Origin of the sequence: Microbacterium rhizomatis (genome assembly GCF_008710745.1) — a bacterium.
GTDB classification, from domain to species: Bacteria; Actinomycetota; Actinomycetes; order Actinomycetales; family Microbacteriaceae; genus Microbacterium; species Microbacterium rhizomatis.
Genome location: NZ_VYSA01000002.1, coordinates 1,140,338 through 1,154,722 on the forward strand (window position 1 = coordinate 1,140,338; position 14,385 = coordinate 1,154,722).

16 protein-coding genes are annotated in these 14,385 nt (G+C 68.8%); 2 read left to right on the forward strand and 14 right to left on the reverse strand.

What is annotated here, in order from left to right; translation table 11 throughout:
* Positions 1 to 15: 15 nt before the first annotated feature.
* Positions 16 to 669, forward strand: coding sequence for a biliverdin-producing heme oxygenase (locus tag F6B43_RS13600; protein ID WP_150449439.1), 654 nt, complete (start codon positions 16 to 18; stop codon positions 667 to 669).
* Between the two features lie 38 nt (positions 670 to 707).
* On the opposite strand, the gene F6B43_RS13605 is transcribed toward F6B43_RS13600, so the two are convergent.
* Entirely contained in the window at positions 708 to 2,078 is a 1,371-nt protein-coding gene (locus tag F6B43_RS13605; protein WP_150449440.1) for an ATP-dependent DNA helicase, read from the reverse strand.
* Between the two features lie 112 nt (positions 2,079 to 2,190).
* Here F6B43_RS13605 and F6B43_RS13610 point away from each other — a divergent pair, with 112 nt between their 5' ends.
* Positions 2,191 to 3,321, forward strand: coding sequence for a hypothetical protein (locus F6B43_RS13610; RefSeq protein WP_246159948.1), 1,131 nt, complete (start codon positions 2,191 to 2,193; stop codon positions 3,319 to 3,321).
* A gap of 40 nt (positions 3,322 to 3,361) precedes the next feature.
* Here the strand turns inward: F6B43_RS13610 and F6B43_RS13615 are convergent, their stop codons facing one another.
* The 13 genes from F6B43_RS13615 to F6B43_RS13675 form a co-directional block, all read right to left on the reverse strand.
* On the reverse strand, positions 3,362 to 5,380 hold the full coding sequence (locus tag F6B43_RS13615; protein WP_150449441.1) for a bifunctional copper resistance protein CopD/cytochrome c oxidase assembly protein: 2,019 nt from the start codon (positions 5,378 to 5,380) through the stop codon (positions 3,362 to 3,364).
* Between the two features lie 200 nt (positions 5,381 to 5,580).
* Complete coding sequence (locus F6B43_RS13620; protein ID WP_150449442.1) at positions 5,581 to 5,868, reverse strand: HU family DNA-binding protein; 288 nt, start codon at positions 5,866 to 5,868, stop codon at positions 5,581 to 5,583.
* 368 nt (positions 5,869 to 6,236) lie between these two features.
* The gene (gene rpsN / locus F6B43_RS13625) at positions 6,237 to 6,542 is read right to left on the reverse strand and encodes a 30S ribosomal protein S14 (protein WP_150449443.1); all 306 of its coding nucleotides are present in this window, start codon (positions 6,540 to 6,542) and stop codon (positions 6,237 to 6,239) included.
* Positions 6,543 to 6,545: 3 nt separating this feature from the next.
* The gene (gene rpmG, locus F6B43_RS13630) at positions 6,546 to 6,716 is read right to left on the reverse strand and encodes a 50S ribosomal protein L33 (protein ID WP_150449444.1); all 171 of its coding nucleotides are present in this window, start codon (positions 6,714 to 6,716) and stop codon (positions 6,546 to 6,548) included.
* On the reverse strand, positions 6,716 to 6,952 hold the full coding sequence (rpmB, locus tag F6B43_RS13635; RefSeq protein ID WP_150449445.1) for a 50S ribosomal protein L28: 237 nt from the start codon (positions 6,950 to 6,952) through the stop codon (positions 6,716 to 6,718). Before rpmB ends, rpmG begins: the two co-directional genes overlap by 1 nt.
* A gap of 144 nt (positions 6,953 to 7,096) precedes the next feature.
* Positions 7,097 to 7,819: a DNA-3-methyladenine glycosylase gene (locus F6B43_RS13640; RefSeq protein ID WP_150449446.1), complete on the reverse strand. Its 723-nt coding sequence runs from the start codon at positions 7,817 to 7,819 to the stop codon at positions 7,097 to 7,099.
* Positions 7,820 to 7,835: 16 nt separating this feature from the next.
* Positions 7,836 to 9,281: a hypothetical protein gene (locus F6B43_RS13645; protein ID WP_150449447.1), complete on the reverse strand. Its 1,446-nt coding sequence runs from the start codon at positions 9,279 to 9,281 to the stop codon at positions 7,836 to 7,838.
* Complete coding sequence (locus tag F6B43_RS13650) at positions 9,271 to 10,107, reverse strand: TIGR03943 family putative permease subunit (protein WP_211368135.1); 837 nt, start codon at positions 10,105 to 10,107, stop codon at positions 9,271 to 9,273. The genes F6B43_RS13645 and F6B43_RS13650 overlap by 11 nt, the downstream gene beginning before the upstream one ends.
* Positions 10,100 to 11,110 (reverse strand): permease, encoded by a 1,011-nt coding sequence (locus F6B43_RS13655; RefSeq protein WP_246159969.1) that lies wholly within the window; start codon positions 11,108 to 11,110, stop codon positions 10,100 to 10,102. The genes F6B43_RS13650 and F6B43_RS13655 overlap by 8 nt, the downstream gene beginning before the upstream one ends.
* A 32-nt stretch (positions 11,111 to 11,142) precedes the next feature.
* Positions 11,143 to 11,544: a Fur family transcriptional regulator gene (locus F6B43_RS13660; RefSeq protein WP_150449449.1), complete on the reverse strand. Its 402-nt coding sequence runs from the start codon at positions 11,542 to 11,544 to the stop codon at positions 11,143 to 11,145.
* 195 nt (positions 11,545 to 11,739) lie between these two features.
* Positions 11,740 to 12,600 carry a metal ABC transporter permease gene (locus F6B43_RS13665; RefSeq protein WP_150449450.1) on the reverse strand — a complete coding sequence of 287 codons (861 nt, stop codon included), beginning with the start codon at positions 12,598 to 12,600 and terminating at the stop codon, positions 11,740 to 11,742.
* Positions 12,597 to 13,454 (reverse strand): metal ABC transporter ATP-binding protein, encoded by an 858-nt coding sequence (locus F6B43_RS13670; protein ID WP_150449451.1) that lies wholly within the window; start codon positions 13,452 to 13,454, stop codon positions 12,597 to 12,599. Before F6B43_RS13670 ends, F6B43_RS13665 begins: the two co-directional genes overlap by 4 nt.
* Positions 13,406 to 14,359: a metal ABC transporter solute-binding protein, Zn/Mn family gene (locus tag F6B43_RS13675; RefSeq protein ID WP_150449452.1), complete on the reverse strand. Its 954-nt coding sequence runs from the start codon at positions 14,357 to 14,359 to the stop codon at positions 13,406 to 13,408. Before F6B43_RS13675 ends, F6B43_RS13670 begins: the two co-directional genes overlap by 49 nt.
* Between the last annotated feature and the right edge of the window lie 26 nt (positions 14,360 to 14,385).

The window sequence follows — 14,385 nt, forward strand, 5'->3', positions numbered from 1 at the left end:
AGCTATGGTGAAGGTATGCCCGACCTCGTCCCCTTCTCCGCCGCCCTGCGCGAGCGCTCCAGTGGTGCTCACTCCGGCAGTGAGCACGCCGGCTTCATGTCCGACCTCATGCAGGGCAAGGGCACTCGCGACGACTACGTCGCTCTCGTCGCCCAGCACTGGTTCATCTACGAAGCCCTCGAGAGCGCCGCCGATCGGATGCGCGCCGACCCGGTGGCATCCGTGTTCCTGAGTGATCGCCTCACCCGGATCCCGGCGCTCGAGGCCGACCTCGAGTTCCTGATCGGCGCCGACTGGCGCGATCGCATCGAGCCTCTGCCGACGACGCAGCGCTACGTCGACCGCATCAACGCGGTGGCGGCCACCTGGCCGGGCGGGTTCGTGGCGCACCATTACACGCGCTACCTGGGCGACCTCTCCGGCGGACAGTTCATCGGACGCCTCATGGCCAGGCAGTTCGGTTTCGAGACCAACGGCATCGGGTTCTACCTCTTCGCCGACATCGCCGACCCGAAGGCGTTCAAGGAGTACTACCGCGAGCAGTTGGATGCTGCGCCCTGGGACGCCGCGGAGCAGGAGCGCGTGATCGACGAGGTGCTGGTGGCCTATCAGTTCAACACCGACCTGTTCATCGACCTCGCCGACGCGAAGGCCCGCCGGGTGGCGTAGTCGCGTTTCGTCTCGTCGCTGCGCTGCTCGACGAAACGTCAGGACGTGGAGGCTGCCGCCGCGCGTCGCCGGTCGGCCATGAACCGCTGCACATCGGGGTCGACCCGGATGTCGCTCGGTCGGAGCGGTCGCGACAAGTACAGGCCGTCGAGCGAAGTGAGCCGCGACAGCGCCACGTAGGTCTGCCCGGGCGCGAACGCACCCGATCCCAGATCGATGATCGCCCGGTCGTACGTCTTGCCCTGAGACTTGTGAATCGTGACCGCCCACGCCAGACGCAGCGGAAACTGCGTGAACTCGGCGACGATCTCGCGCGTGAGCGCCTTGGAGCCGGGGTCGTACGCGTAGCGGTATCTCTCCCACACGGCCGGCTCGACGTCGTGCGTCGCTCCGTCGACCTCGACCCGGACGCTCCCGCCCGCGATCCGCGTGACCGTTCCGATCGTGCCGTTCACCCAGCGCGGGGGCTCACCGAAGGACGACGTGTCGTTGCGCAGGAACATGACCTGAGCGCCGACCTTCAGCTTCAGCTCGGCATCCGCGGGGTACGAGGCATCCCCCCGCCCGAAATCCCCGCTGATCTCTGCGTTCGCGGTCTGCTCACGCCCGACGAGGTCGGCCAGGTGCCGGCGGTTGATGCTGTTGACGATGTCGTTGCGGGTCGCGAGGGTGATGATCGGATGCTCGCCATCGGCCGGACCGGGAGGCGTGCGCGCACCCGTGTCATTGAGGACCTGGGCGATGTCGGCCGTGACATGCCCGTACCGCACGGCGTTGAGCATGGCCTTGAAGGCCGGGTCGGCCTGCCGGTGGATGTCGACGAGCTCACGGATGTGCAGGTGCGCGCCGTAGGCGCCGACGTCCATGAGGCCGTCGCTCGCGACGTCGCCGACCCAGACCTTCGCGTCGAAGAACCAGAACGAGCGGTAGTGATCGTTGATGTAGCGCAGCTCGTCGCCCCGGGGCGGGACGGGGGCGAGCTGGTAGGGGTCGCCGAACATCACGATCTGCACACCGCCGAAAGGTTCGGCCTTGCGCCCGCGCGCCTGGCGGAGCGAGCGGTCGATCCCGTCCATCAGGTCGGCGTTCACCATCGAGATCTCATCGATGACGAGCGTGTCGATCGCGTTGAGGATCTTGCGTGTCGCGTCGGACTGGTCGAGCTCGCCGTCGGCGATGAGGCCGATCGGCAGCCGGAACAGCGAATGGATCGTCTGACCCTCGACATTGAGCGCGGCGACGCCGGTGGGGGCGCACACCGCGATCTGCTTCGAGGTGTTCCACGCCAGGTGCTGGAGGAGCGTCGACTTGCCCGTGCCCGCGCGCCCCGTCACGAAGACATGGTCGCGGGTGTCTTCAATCAGCCGGAACAGCGCCTCCTGCTCGGCAGACAGGGCGGGCGCGTTCACCGCTTCATGCTAACCGCGAGCGTGCTCCGCCCGGTGCGCCGCACCCGCTCGGTGGATGGTTCGTCCTTTCTGACTCAGCTTCCCTTCGGGCGCGGTTTCCTAGACTGAGGCCGTGGACCAAGGGGCGGTGGGTCAAGCGCACGAGGGCGCTGCGCCGGTGCCTGCCTCGGCGGCGGTCGCAGCATCCGCCCCTCGCGGCCGACGGCCACGGCGCAGCGGCCTCGCGTTCGATCTGACCGCCCTCGCCCTCGTGGGCGTGCTGCTCATCGGCGCCGTCGTGGCGGGAGCGCTCTCGATCTCGCAGGAGTTCTACAGCGCTCGCGCCTTCGTCGAGCGCTATCTCGGTCTGCTCGCCGAGCGGCGCGCGGCCGATGCACTCGCCCTCCCGGGAGTCGCGGTCGATTCCGAAGAGCTCGCCGCCGCCGGTATCGGCGACCATGCCTCCGATGCGCTGCTGCGTCAGGCCGCGCTCACGAGCCTCACCGACGTCAAGGTCCTGTCGGAGGAGGAGGCGGGCGATCTCACGCACGTGACCGTGTCATATGTCGCGGGCGGGTACCCCGGCACGACGACGTTCGATGTCGAGCGCGACGGGTGGATCGGCATCGCGCCGGCATGGCGGTTCGCAACGAGCCCGCTGGCAGTGATCGACCTCACCGTGCGCGGGTCGATGAAGTTCGACGTCAACGGGTTCGCCCTCGACAAGCGCCAGGTCTCACCCGACGGTGTCAATGCGGTGGCGCTCGCGCCCCTGCCCATGCTGGTCTTCTCCCCCGGGTTGTACTCCGTGTCGGTGAGCACAGCGATCGCCACCACTCCGGGGGTCGCCGTGCTCTCGGACAGCCCCCTCACCGCTGTGCCGATCGACGTGCAGGCCCAGCCGACCGCCCAGTTCGTGGAGGTCGTGCAGGAGCGCGTCGACGAGTTCCTGACTGCGTGCGCGCAGCAGCAGGTGCTCCAGCCGACCGCCTGCCCGTTCGGATACCGGCTCGAGGATCGCGTCGTCTCACCCCCGACGTGGTCGATCGCGCAGTCGCCGACCATCAGCGTGGTGCCCAACGGCGCGGACTGGCAGATCCCGGCGACGCAGGCCATCGCGCACATCCGGGTCGAGGTCCGCTCGCTCTTCGACGGCTCGCTGAGCGAGATCGACGAGGATGTGGCGTTCGATGTCAGTGGCACGATCGAGGTGCTCCCCGACGGAACGGCATCGATTCAGGTGAGCGGACCGGGTCCGTCCTGAGAGGGATGCCGGTGCCACCGCGCCCTCGCTTTCGAGAGCCTTAGCGACCGACCCGCGCATCCTGCTCGGCGAGCGCCGCGAGTTTGGCGTTGTATGCGTCCAGTTCCGAGTCGCCCGATCGGTCTACCTGGCGGTCACGCCGACGCTGCGCCTTGTCGTCACTGCGACTCCATTGGATCGCAACGACGATCGCGAGGATCAGGGTGGGCAGCTCTCCGATCGACCATGCGACGCCGCCGCCGATGTACTGATCCTCCAGCGGGGTCGCGCCCCACGTGCGCCCCATCGCTCCGAACCACTCCGACACCATGAGACCGGACTGCATCATGATCGCGATGCCGAAGAACGCATGCATCGCCATGATGCCGATGAGCACGACCAGGCGGCCCGCGTACGGAAGGCGATAGGGGATCGGGTCGATGCCGATCAGGGTGAGCACGAACAGATATCCCGTGATGAGGAAGTGGGCGACCATCCACTCGTGCCCCAGGTGGTCGTAGAGCGACCAGCGGAACAGATCGGTGAAGTAGAAGACCCAGAGCGATCCGATGAACAGGCCGGCCGCGACGAACGGATTCGTCAGCACCCGTGAGGCCGGCGACTGCACCGCCCACAGGATCCATTCCCTGCCGCCACGCGACCCGTCGTCGCGTTTGCGGATCGCGCGGGCCGCGAGAGTGACGGGCGCCCCCGCCACCAGAAGCAGAGGGATGGCCATCGTGAGCAGCATGTGCCCCACCATGTGAACGCTGAACAGGTAATCCTGGTAGGCGTTCACCGGCCCACTCGTGACCCAGAAGAGCAGAAGCAGACCGAGCACCCAGAAGACCGTGCGATAGATGGGCCAGCGGTCACCCCTGCGGTGCAACCGCCACGCGCCCGCAAGGTAGAAGAACAGACCGAAGCCCACGATGAACGCCCAGAGCAGATCGATGTCCCACGATGTCAGCCAGCGCTCGAAGGTGAGCTCGGGCGGCACGGGCGAACCGGTGAGCACCACCGCCGGTGTCTGCTCAGGAAGCGACCCGCCCGTCGGCGGAGGTGTGCGCGCGAGCGCCGCGGCCGCGCCACTGGCCACCCCCATGAATGCGAGCTCGAGAGTGATGAGCCACCAGAACCGGGGCGACGCACTCCCCCGGGCCGGGGTGGTCTTCGCCGTACGGCCGGGTGCGGCATCCCCGCCCATGCGGGCGATCAGGTACCTGCGGTAGATCGCGCCGAGCACACCGATCGCGATCAGCGCGGCGACTTTGACGAGCACGAGCAGACCATAGGCCGACGAGAACAGGGCCGCCCAGGTACCCACACCGATCGCGGCGCGGACCGTACCCGAGACGGCCACCACGATGAACGCCCCGAGCGCGATGCTCGAGTAGCGCAGCAAGACGGACTGCATCCGCTCGGCGGTGAGCAGGGGCCGCACGGCGACGAGAAGGATGAGGCCACCGAGCCAGACCGCCGCACCGATCATGTGCAGCACGAGCGCCATCACCGCCGTGTTGTGATTCGATTCCTCACCCGAGTGCCCGAGCGTACCCATCGGCACGAGCGCAGCGACGGCGAGGATCGTCACGAACAGCGTCGCCGTCCACGACCGCACGGCGAAGGTGAGGACGGTCAGAGCGGCGCCGGCGATCGTCGTGATGAGCCACCCGCGGCCCGTCTCGACCTCAACGAGGAATCGGCCGAGCTGCTGGCCGAAGGCGGCGTCGGCGCTCACCGTCGCCGGAATGACGTTCAAGAACGTGAGGAAGCCGGTGACCCCGGCCGCGACGGTGAACAGGGCGGCCGAGATGGATGCCACATCCAGCGCGGTGTCGAACTCCTGCTCGCCGGCGCGCAGCGCGAAGAGCGCGAGTACGAGCGATCCGACCAACCCCGCAGCGCTCAGGTTGACGGCGAGCGTCGCGATCGGCAGCCCCCAGCGGACGAACGCACCCGGGTCGCCGATCACGAGGGGGACAGCGCCCCCACCGAACGCGAGCCCCCAGAGCAGCGCCACGAGCGCGACCACGACGAGGATCGCGGGGCCGGCGGCCCTGAGTACTCGGGGGTTCACCTCTCCAGCCTAGGCGCGGCGGCGGCGCCGCCGGTCGGCGGGGCCGGCGGCGGTGAAGACTCCGGGCTCTTTGCGAGCTTCTGGCCCGCCAGTGGCGCGATCGGGCCGATGTCTCCCGGCGCTTCGACGTCGGGGCCCGCCGCCCGGACAGACGAAAAAGGGGGATGCCGCAGCATCCCCCTTTTCGTTGAGTTTCGGGTCTACTTGACGGCAGCCTTCAGCTTCGAGCCGGCCGTGACCTTGACGCGCTTGCCCGCGGGGATCTTGATCTCGGCGCCGGTCTGGGGGTTGCGACCCGTGCGAGCGGACGTGGCGACCTGCTCGAATGCGATCCAGCCCGGGATCGAGACCTTGCTGCCCTTGGCGACGGCCTCGGACACGGTCGAGAAGAGGGAGTCGAGCACGCCCGACACAGCGGCCTGGCTCTGACCGGTGGCGCTGGCGATGCTCGCGACGAGCTCGGTCTTGGTGATGGACTTGTCGGCCATGGGGTTGTCCTCCAAGGCGGCGATCGCCGCCTTTTCATTGCTCGGACCGGACGGCATCTGCCCTCCGGCTGGTCGGATCGACCGCCCTCGACTATAGCCAGAAACCCCGGAAATCCGCGGATTTCCGGGGTTGTTGACACATCTGCCCGGCGTGTCGGCGTTATTCGTGTGACGGATGGGGTCTCTGGGGCTGGTGCGACTCTCTTCACCTCCCTTCCGCGAGACCGGATAGGCGCCACGAGACCGGGCGCATTCGTCACTGTCTCGTCTCGCCTATCCGGTCTCGCGGACTGTAGGAGGGACGGCGCGGGGAACGCAGAAGGCCCGCGGATCCGAGGATCCGCGGGCCTTCTGCGTGGTGCGAGTGACTACCAGCTGGACTTGGTCACGCCGGGCAGCTCGCCACGGTGCGCCATGTCACGGAAGCGGACACGCGAGATGCCGAACTTCGTGAGGACACCGCGGGGGCGGCCGTCGATGACGTCACGCGAACGCAGGCGAACCGGCGACGCGTTGCGCGGCAGCTTCTGCAGACCGAGACGGGCGGCTTCGCGCTCTTCGTCGGTCGAGTTGGGGGCGATGAGCGCCTTCTTCAGTTCGGCGCGCTTCGCGGCGTAGCGGTCGACGACCACCTTGCGCTGCTCGTTGCGCGCGATCTTGCTCTTCTTGGCCATGGATCAGCGCTCCTCTCGGAAGTCGACGTGCTTGCGGATGACCGGGTCGTACTTCTTCAGCACGATGCGGTCGGGGTTGTTGCGGCGGTTCTTGCGCGTCACGTAGGTGTACCCCGTGCCGGCGGTCGAACGCAGCTTGATGATCGGACGGATGTCCTGGGCCTTCTTCGCCATTAGAGCTTCACACCCTTCGCGAGGAGGTCCTTGACGACGGACTCGATTCCGCGGGCGTCGATGACCTTGATGCCCTTGGCCGAGACGTTGAGCTTGATGTTGCGGCCCAGCGACGGCACGTAGTACGTCTTCTTCTGCACGTTCGGGTCGAAGCGGCGCTTCGTCCGGCGGTGCGAGTGGCTGATCGAGTGACCGAAGCCGGGAACAGCTCCAGTCACCTGGCACACTGCTGCCATAGTGATTTCTCCTTCAATACCGTGAGACCGGACGGCCTCACCCAAGATCCCTTGTCTGTCCCGCACACCGCGACCCGGCCCTGTGGAGGACCGAGAGGGGTGTGGGGGGCGAACTGCACGTGTGGAAGACGCGCAGACAAAGAGTCAGTCTAGCATGTGCGGCGTGTTGGCTTGACGGACGGATGCCGGAGCCCGCGGCGACGACGGCCCGGCGCCGCGCCCCCACCGGAAGGCCGAGACCGTCGGGTCGCCGGCGATCCAGAAGCGCCAGGGGAACGCGGCCGTGCCCGCGACGCCCGCCACTCCGACGCGCGGGCCGGTGACGACGCCCGGCACGGGTTCGCTCGGCAGGTCGAGCCGCGCCACCGCCCCGTGCCACTCGCCTCCCGAGATCGCATCGATCCCGTCGTGGACGGGATGCCGGAGGCCGATCGCGTCGCCGAACCGTCCGGGCCCGCGCGCCAGGTCTCGATCGCTGCGCACGACGCCGCCGCGCTGCAGGCGATGGCGAAGAGCAGCATCCCTTCCCGCGACGATCTCTCCCGCCCGCAGCAGGATTCCGCCGGCCGTGCCGGCGGGGCCGCACACGACGTTCACGCACGAGTGGATGCCGTGGCTGAGGTAGACGTACAGGTGGCCCGGTTCGCCCCACATGGTGGCGTTGCGCGGGGTCGGGCCGCTGCGCGCGTGCGAACCGGGGTCGGGCACGGCGCCGGTACCGAGCCCGTGATATGCCTCGACCTCGGTGAGCCGGGCGGTCACGACGTCGCCTCCGAGCCGCACGGTCAGGTGCGCGCCCAGCAGTCCGGGGGCGACCTCGACGGGGAGTCCCCTCAGGTCGTCGCGTGTGGCCGGTCGCAGTGTCATTTCGGCGGGTTCCGTGTCATTTCGGCGGGATCTGGCACCATGACGCGTCGAAACCCGTGACGTTCACGGTCTCAGCGCCGGTGGACAGGTCGACGATGTGGGTGTCCAGGCGGCCCGGAAGAGGCAGCTGGTACGCGTCGAATCTGTTGTCGACGACCGCCGGCGCCACCAGGATCGCTACGTACCGCCCGCTCGGCGACACGCAGGTCTGCAGCAGTGCGTCCTCGGGCGGCGAGGAGAAGACCGGGGTCGTGGTGCCGTCCGCCCCGACCACGGCGACGGTGGTGCCCAGCACCGTCACGCCCCCCTGGATCTTGTTGATGATCCGGACCGTCCCTGCATCCGAACCCGGCAGCGGCGTGACCGCCGCGACGCGCCCGAGGTCGGCGGAAGGATCGACGAGCGCCGTTTCGGCGCCATTCGTCAGGTCGACGACGAAGCGACCGTTCGGCCGCAGCACGACGGCCTGCGACGAACCGCGAGCGATGCCGTCGATGCTCATCGCGTTGCCGAGTGAGACCGGATCGGCGCCGGTCGAGTCGGTCAACAGCAGCCGACCGTCGAAAGCGAGGAGCAGGATGCTGGAGGTGTCAGGCACGAATCGCCACTCCGAGACCCGCACATCCCCGCCGGCCACCGCCACGGGGGTGGGGGCGTTATCGGCCGCGGAGTCTTTCAGGGATGCCGTGAACAGGGCGCTTTCCAGGCCCGAGGTGGCGTTGAGCGAAGCATCCGAGTATGTGTATCCGATCAGCTCGCCCCGGTCGGCGCTCTGCAGATTGGTGACGAAACCGGTACCTGGCAGCGGGAGCTCGCGCTGGGCGCCGCCGTTGAGATCCGTCACGATCAGTGCCGCCGCGCCGCCGGCTGCCGTGCCGTCACCGGTGCGCACCGACACCACGAGGTGGCTCGCCGTGGCGCGGAAGTCCTCGATGTGGGGATTCGAGAAGACCGGGACGGCGGTCTGGCCGGCGAGATCGGTGCGGAAGATCGTGTCTGCCTGCGCGGCGCGGCGCAGCACGTAGATGTCGACGGGAGGGGTCGAGAAGGACTGGGTCACCGAGCCGGTCGGGCCGCCCCCGACACCCTTGAGCCCTGCGATCGTGACCGTGTAGTCGGTCGCATCGTGCAAGGGCAGCACGAACCGCACGCCGACGCTGCGGCCGGAGGTGTCGACCGTGAACGGCGTCGCCGGGGTGACGGTGACCTGGCTCGCGTCCACGGGGGTGAGCGACTGGGTCGTCGTGAGGATCAACCGCGAGCCCGACGCCTGCACGGCGGCGACCGGGTCGATCTGCACGTCGGTCACGCGCGGTCCCTGGGCCATGATGCCCGCAGCCCCGGCGAGGCTGACGACCGAGAGGACGCCCACCACCAGGGCGAACCCGATCGCGAACGCCCGGCCGCGTCGGCGACGTGTGCGGCCACGACGGGTGGTCAGCGGCGTGCCGTCAGTACTCATACGGGTCCTGCGGCTCAGGGATCGGTGCGATCGAGGTCGGGGCGATCTCGAGCTTCCCGTCGGCGTTCGAACGCACGGTTCCGCTGACCGTGACCCATTGACCGGTCTCGGGTGCAGACCCGTCGGCTGCGACGGGCACGCTCGCGGTCTGCGCGTCGATCACGCAGTGCGTGATGACGAGGCGGGTGAGCGCGAATCCTCCGCCGCTCGTGGACGGTGTGACGAAGCCGGTGAGGGTCACGGTGTCGCCGTCGAACGCGTCGGGATTCGTCGAGGTCGCGAAGGCGCTCGCCCAGGCGCCGATGCCGAACGACGAGGTGTCGCCGGTCGAGGCGAGGGCGACAGCATCCGCTCCGGCGAAGAGCGGGGGAGCGCCGACGTCGCGCGACATCGCGAGCTGTGCCGACAGCGAGGCCGGCGGGAGCACGAGGATGAAGAGCACGACGGCGGAGGCGGCGACGCCTCCCGTCACGGTCGCGGCGAGCCCGAGGCTCCGCGCCAATGTCGGAGGATGCGCAGGATGTCGGACGATCTCGCTCGAATCCTCCGACTTGGCGTCGATTCTCCGACGGAGGGCCGGGGGCTCGGCATGGGCGGGCCCGCCGTGATCGTGACCGTGATCGGCCTCGGCTCCCAGGGGGAGCAGGAACGACAGGACCGCACCGATCAGCACGACCACCGACATCCCCGCAGCGAACCACGTCGAGTCGGGGTTGATGTAGAGCGCGAGCCGGCCGGTGAGCGTGAGCGTCAACGTCACGACCGCCAGGCATGAGGCGAGGCCCACTCCCAGCCACCGCGTCGCGAGCCTGCTCATCTCACGCAAGGAGATTCACCACCGTTCCGATGGCGAACGCCGAGAGCACGACGACCACGACCATGCCGACGAGCACCGGCGTGCGGAAGGTCGTCCTGAGGAGCGCGAGCATCTTGACATCGACGAGGGGTCCGACCAGGAGGAAGGCCACGATCGAACCCGGTGTGAACGTCGACGCGAACGACAGCGCGAAGAACGCATCGACGTTGGAGCAGATCGACACCACCATCGCGAGCACCATCATCGCGACGATCGACAGCGCGGGGTTCGAGCCGATCGCGAGCAGCGCATCGCGCGGGATGAGCACCTGCACGGCGCCGGCGATCGCCGAGCCGATGACGAGAGCGGGCATCACGGAACGCAGCTCCACGATGAACTGCGCGAGACTGCGACGGCCGCGTCCGCCGGATTCCTGCGCCACCACCTCACACGTCTCGAGGAAGCGCTCGGTCAGCAGTGCGTCCGGGTCGGGGTGGCGGCTGTAGAGCCAGCCGATCAGGTTGGCGATGAGGTAGCCGCCTACGAGACGGGCGATCAGGATGCCGTCGCTCCAGCCGAATGCCTGGTGTGTCGTGATGATCACGATCGGATTCACGATCGGCGCCGCGATGAGGAACGTGAGGGTCTCGGGAACCGAGAAGCCCCGCATCAGCAGTCCGCGCGCGAACGGAACATTCCCGCATTCGCATACGGGGATGACCATGCCGAAGAGAGAGAGCACGGCGCGGCGAGCCCACGCTCGACGCGGCATCCATCGTTCGATCGCACCCGGTGGCACCCACACCTGGACGACGATCGACAGCACCACCCCGAGCACGACGAACGGGAGCGATTCGATGAGCACGCTGATCGAGAGCGTCAGTCCGTCCTGGGCCCGCGTCGGCAGGGAGGCGGGATAGAAGGTCGGAGCGAGGACGTCGATCAGGAACAGCGCCGCGACGAACGCGATGCCGACGCCGAGCCAGAGCGCGGTGCGCGTGAGCGGGCTGCGATCGGGCCGGGGTTCGTTCAGGCGTGCCGGCCCGGCGGCGGTACTGCGCAGGCTCACGCGCTTTCGCGTGCCTTCGCGCAGGAACCGCAGAGCCCGAAGATGTCGACGACGTGCTCGGCGTCGATGAAGCCGTGCGTCGCGGCTGTGCTGCGAGCCCACTGCTCGACGGCCGTGGCCTCGATCTCGACCGTGAGTCCGCACGACCGGCAGATGAGGTGGTGGTGGTGCCCGGGGGTCGCGCAGGCACGATAGAGGCTTTCGCCATCAGGGCTCTGCAGCGAGTCGGCGTCACCCTGCGACGCGAGGCCGGCGAGCGCGCGGTAGACGGTGGCCAGGCCGATGCCGGTGTTCTCCTCGCGGAGGGTGGCGTGCAGAGTCTGCGCACTCACGAAGCCCCGAGATTCCGCCAGCGCTTCGCGGACGCGCTCGCGCTGCCACGTGTTCCGCTGGGTCATGGCCGCGATTCTAACGACGCGGCCTGTGCATGGGCTGGCGGTGTCGGGGCTGCTCTGGTGGTGAACCGGCAGGGGCGAACATCTCGAAGGACGAATGTGGCGCGTGAGCACCACCGGGGCAACGGCGGTCGGTTTCGGGCACGACTTTCCTTCACGATGTTCGGCTGGGCGCCGAGACGCCGCGACCGGCCGGCTTCAGTCGGCACGAGAGACGCGATCGCGGCGCGCTCCGATCACGCGGCACACCACGTAGATCGCGAACGAGATCGTCGTGATGTAGGGGCTCACCGGCAGGGTGCCCATGATCGCAAGCAGAATGCCTCCGACCGCAGAGACGAACCCGAAGACCGTCGCGAGCACCGGCACCGACAGGGGCCCTGATGCGATCCGCATCGCCGCGGCGGCAGGCGTCACGAGGAGGGCCATCACCAGAAGCGCACCGATGATGTGCACGCTGACGGCGACGATGAGTCCCAGCAGCAGCATGAACGAGAGCGATACCGCCGTCGTGGGGACCCCGCGGGCGGCGGCGGACTGCGGGTCGAGCGAGTCGAAGCGCAGCGGGCGCCAGATCAGGAGGATGCCGATCAGCACGAACGCGCTGATCACGATGAGCCAGCCCAGCTGGCCGCTCTGCACCGAGACGATCTGGCCGGTGAGCAGGCTGAACCGGTTCGCGCTGCGTCCGTTGTACAGAGACAGGAACAGGATGCCCAGCCCGAGCCCGAACGGCATGAGCACGCCGATGATCGAGTTGCGGTCGCGGGCCCGGGCGCCCAGCCAGCCGATGAGTGCGGCCGCGATCAGCGAGCCGATGATCGATCCGGTCACCACGTCCACGCCGATCAGGAGGGCGGCGGCGGCCCCTGCGAACGAGAGCTCGCTGATGCCGTGGACCGCGAACGCCATGTCGCGCTGCATGACGAACACCCCGACGAGCCCCCCGACCAGGCCCAGCACCGCTCCGGCGATCACCGAGTTGGAGACGAGCGCGAGGATCGCGCCGTAATCGGCGAGGCCGCCGAACATCGCGGACGAGACGTCGTCCCAGTTCATGAGGCCGCCTCGTCGTGGTGGTGGTGGGATGCCTCGGCATCGGGCGCTCCGACCACGACGAGCCGATCACCGGCTCGGAGCACGAAGACGCGAGCGCCGTACAGATCGGTGAGGACGTCGGAGCGCAGCACCTCATCCGGTGCGCCGAGCGTGAACCGTCCGTTCGCGATGTAGAGGATGCGGTCGACCAGCCCGAGTACTGGGTTGATGTCGTGAGTCACCAGGAGCACGCCGGCCCCGGATTCGCGTCGATGGCGATCGATGAGGCCGACCACGGCCTGCTGGTTCGCAAGATCGAGGCTCGTGAGCGGCTCGTCGCACAGCAGCAGACGGGGGTCGTCGGCGAGCGCCTGGCCCGTGCGGAGCCGCTGCTGCTCGCCGCCGGACAGGAGCCCCACCGGCCGGTCGGCGAAGCCCCGCGCACCGACAGCGTCGACGAGCGCGTCGACGCGCGCGGCATCGCCTCTCCGCGGGAAGGGGAGCCCGAAGCGGTGGCCGTCCACGCCCAGCGCGATGAGGTCGCGCCCTCGCAGCGACGTGTCGCGGGGCAGCGGGCGCGCCTGCGGAATGTAGCCGATCCGGCGGTTGCCCGGTCGCTGCACGGGCTCGCCGAGCGCGGTGATCGAGCCGGCGCTGAGACGCTCGAGGCCGAGGATCGCCCGCAGCAGGGTCGTCTTTCCGGAGCCGCTCGGGCCGAGCACGGCGATCAGCTCGCCGGGCGAGACCGTCAGATCGAGCCCGCTCCACAGCTCACGGTCACCGCGACGCAGAGCAGCGCCCGCGATCTCGAGCGGGTTCGACCCGCTCACGCCCCCAGCGCCTTGGCGAGCTGATCGATGTTCCCCTGCATCCATCCAAGATAGGTGGTGCCATCGGGGAGGATCTCCGAGAACTTCAGGACCGGGATGCCGGCGGCGCCCGCGGCGTCCTCCACCTGGGTGGTCTCCGCCCCCGCCGCTTGGGCGTTGGTGATCACGACCTTCACCTCACCCGAGGAGAGGACTCGCAGCGCGTCCAGAAGCGTCGCGGGCGGTACGTCCTGGCCTCCCTCCACCGCCTCGCTGAATGCGCTCGGTGTCGCGTTCTCGAGCCCCGCGGCATCCGTGAGGTAGAGCGGCAGCGGTTCGGTGACGAACACCCGCGCCCCCGCGTGGGTGCGGGCGATGGTCGCCAGGCTGTCTTCGAGGGCGGCGGTGCCGTCCGCGAAGGTCTTGGCATTCTGCGTGAACTCTGCGGCTCGCGCGGGATCGAGCGAGCCCAGCTGCTGCGCGATGGCCTCGGCAAGCAGTCCCATCGTGGCCGGGTCGTAGAAGACGTGCTCGTTGAAGCCCTCGAGGTGGTCGTGCGCGTGATCGGCATCGTCGGTGTGCGTCGAGGTGTCGTCGTCGGCCGGCCACTCCGGCGAGAGCTGTGCCGCAGTGATGACCGGGGCCGTCGTACCCGATGCCCCGACGAGCGCGTCGAGGAACGGGTCGTAGCCGCCGCCGTTCTCGATGAGCAGGTCTGCGCGCTGCACCTTCAGCTGGTCGCCGGCGCTCGGCTCGAATTCGTGCGGGTCCTGCGCGCTCGAGGCGATGAGTGAGGTGACGGTGACGGCGTCACCACCGACGGCCTCGGCGATCTGCCCGTACACGTTGGTGGAGGCGACGACGCTCAGCGTGCCGGCCGTCGAACCCGCGGGTGAGGCGGTGCCGGAGCATCCCGCCAACAGGGTTGCGAATGCTCCGAGTGCGGCGAGGACGGTCGCTTTTCGTGCCATACCTCGACTGTATGTCTAATGAGAAC

Bases quoted from the DNA above. Each gene is read 5' to 3' on its own strand.
- F6B43_RS13670 (WP_150449451.1), bottom strand. From the start codon at position 13,454: ATGGATGCAGGGGAACATCGATCAGCTCGCCAAGGCGCTGGGGGCGTG.
- F6B43_RS13645 (WP_150449447.1), bottom strand. From the start codon at position 9,281: ATGAGTACTGACGGCACGCCGCTGACCACCCGTCGTGGCCGCACACGT.
- F6B43_RS13620 (WP_150449442.1), bottom strand. From the start codon at position 5,868: ATGGCCGACAAGTCCATCACCAAGACCGAGCTCGTCGCGAGCATCGCC.
- F6B43_RS13600 (WP_150449439.1), top strand. From the start codon at position 16: ATGCCCGACCTCGTCCCCTTCTCCGCCGCCCTGCGCGAGCGCTCCAGT.
- F6B43_RS13665 (WP_150449450.1), bottom strand. From the start codon at position 12,600: ATGAACTGGGACGACGTCTCGTCCGCGATGTTCGGCGGCCTCGCCGAT.
- F6B43_RS13675 (WP_150449452.1), bottom strand. From the start codon at position 14,359: ATGGCACGAAAAGCGACCGTCCTCGCCGCACTCGGAGCATTCGCAACC.
- rpsN (WP_150449443.1), bottom strand. From the start codon at position 6,542: ATGGCCAAGAAGAGCAAGATCGCGCGCAACGAGCAGCGCAAGGTGGTC.
- F6B43_RS13660 (WP_150449449.1), bottom strand. From the start codon at position 11,544: ATGACCCAGCGGAACACGTGGCAGCGCGAGCGCGTCCGCGAAGCGCTG.
- F6B43_RS13640 (WP_150449446.1), bottom strand. From the start codon at position 7,819: ATGACACTGCGACCGGCCACACGCGACGACCTGAGGGGACTCCCCGTC.
- rpmG (WP_150449444.1), bottom strand. From the start codon at position 6,716: ATGGCGAAGAAGGCCCAGGACATCCGTCCGATCATCAAGCTGCGTTCG.
- rpmB (WP_150449445.1), bottom strand. From the start codon at position 6,952: ATGGCAGCAGTGTGCCAGGTGACTGGAGCTGTTCCCGGCTTCGGTCAC.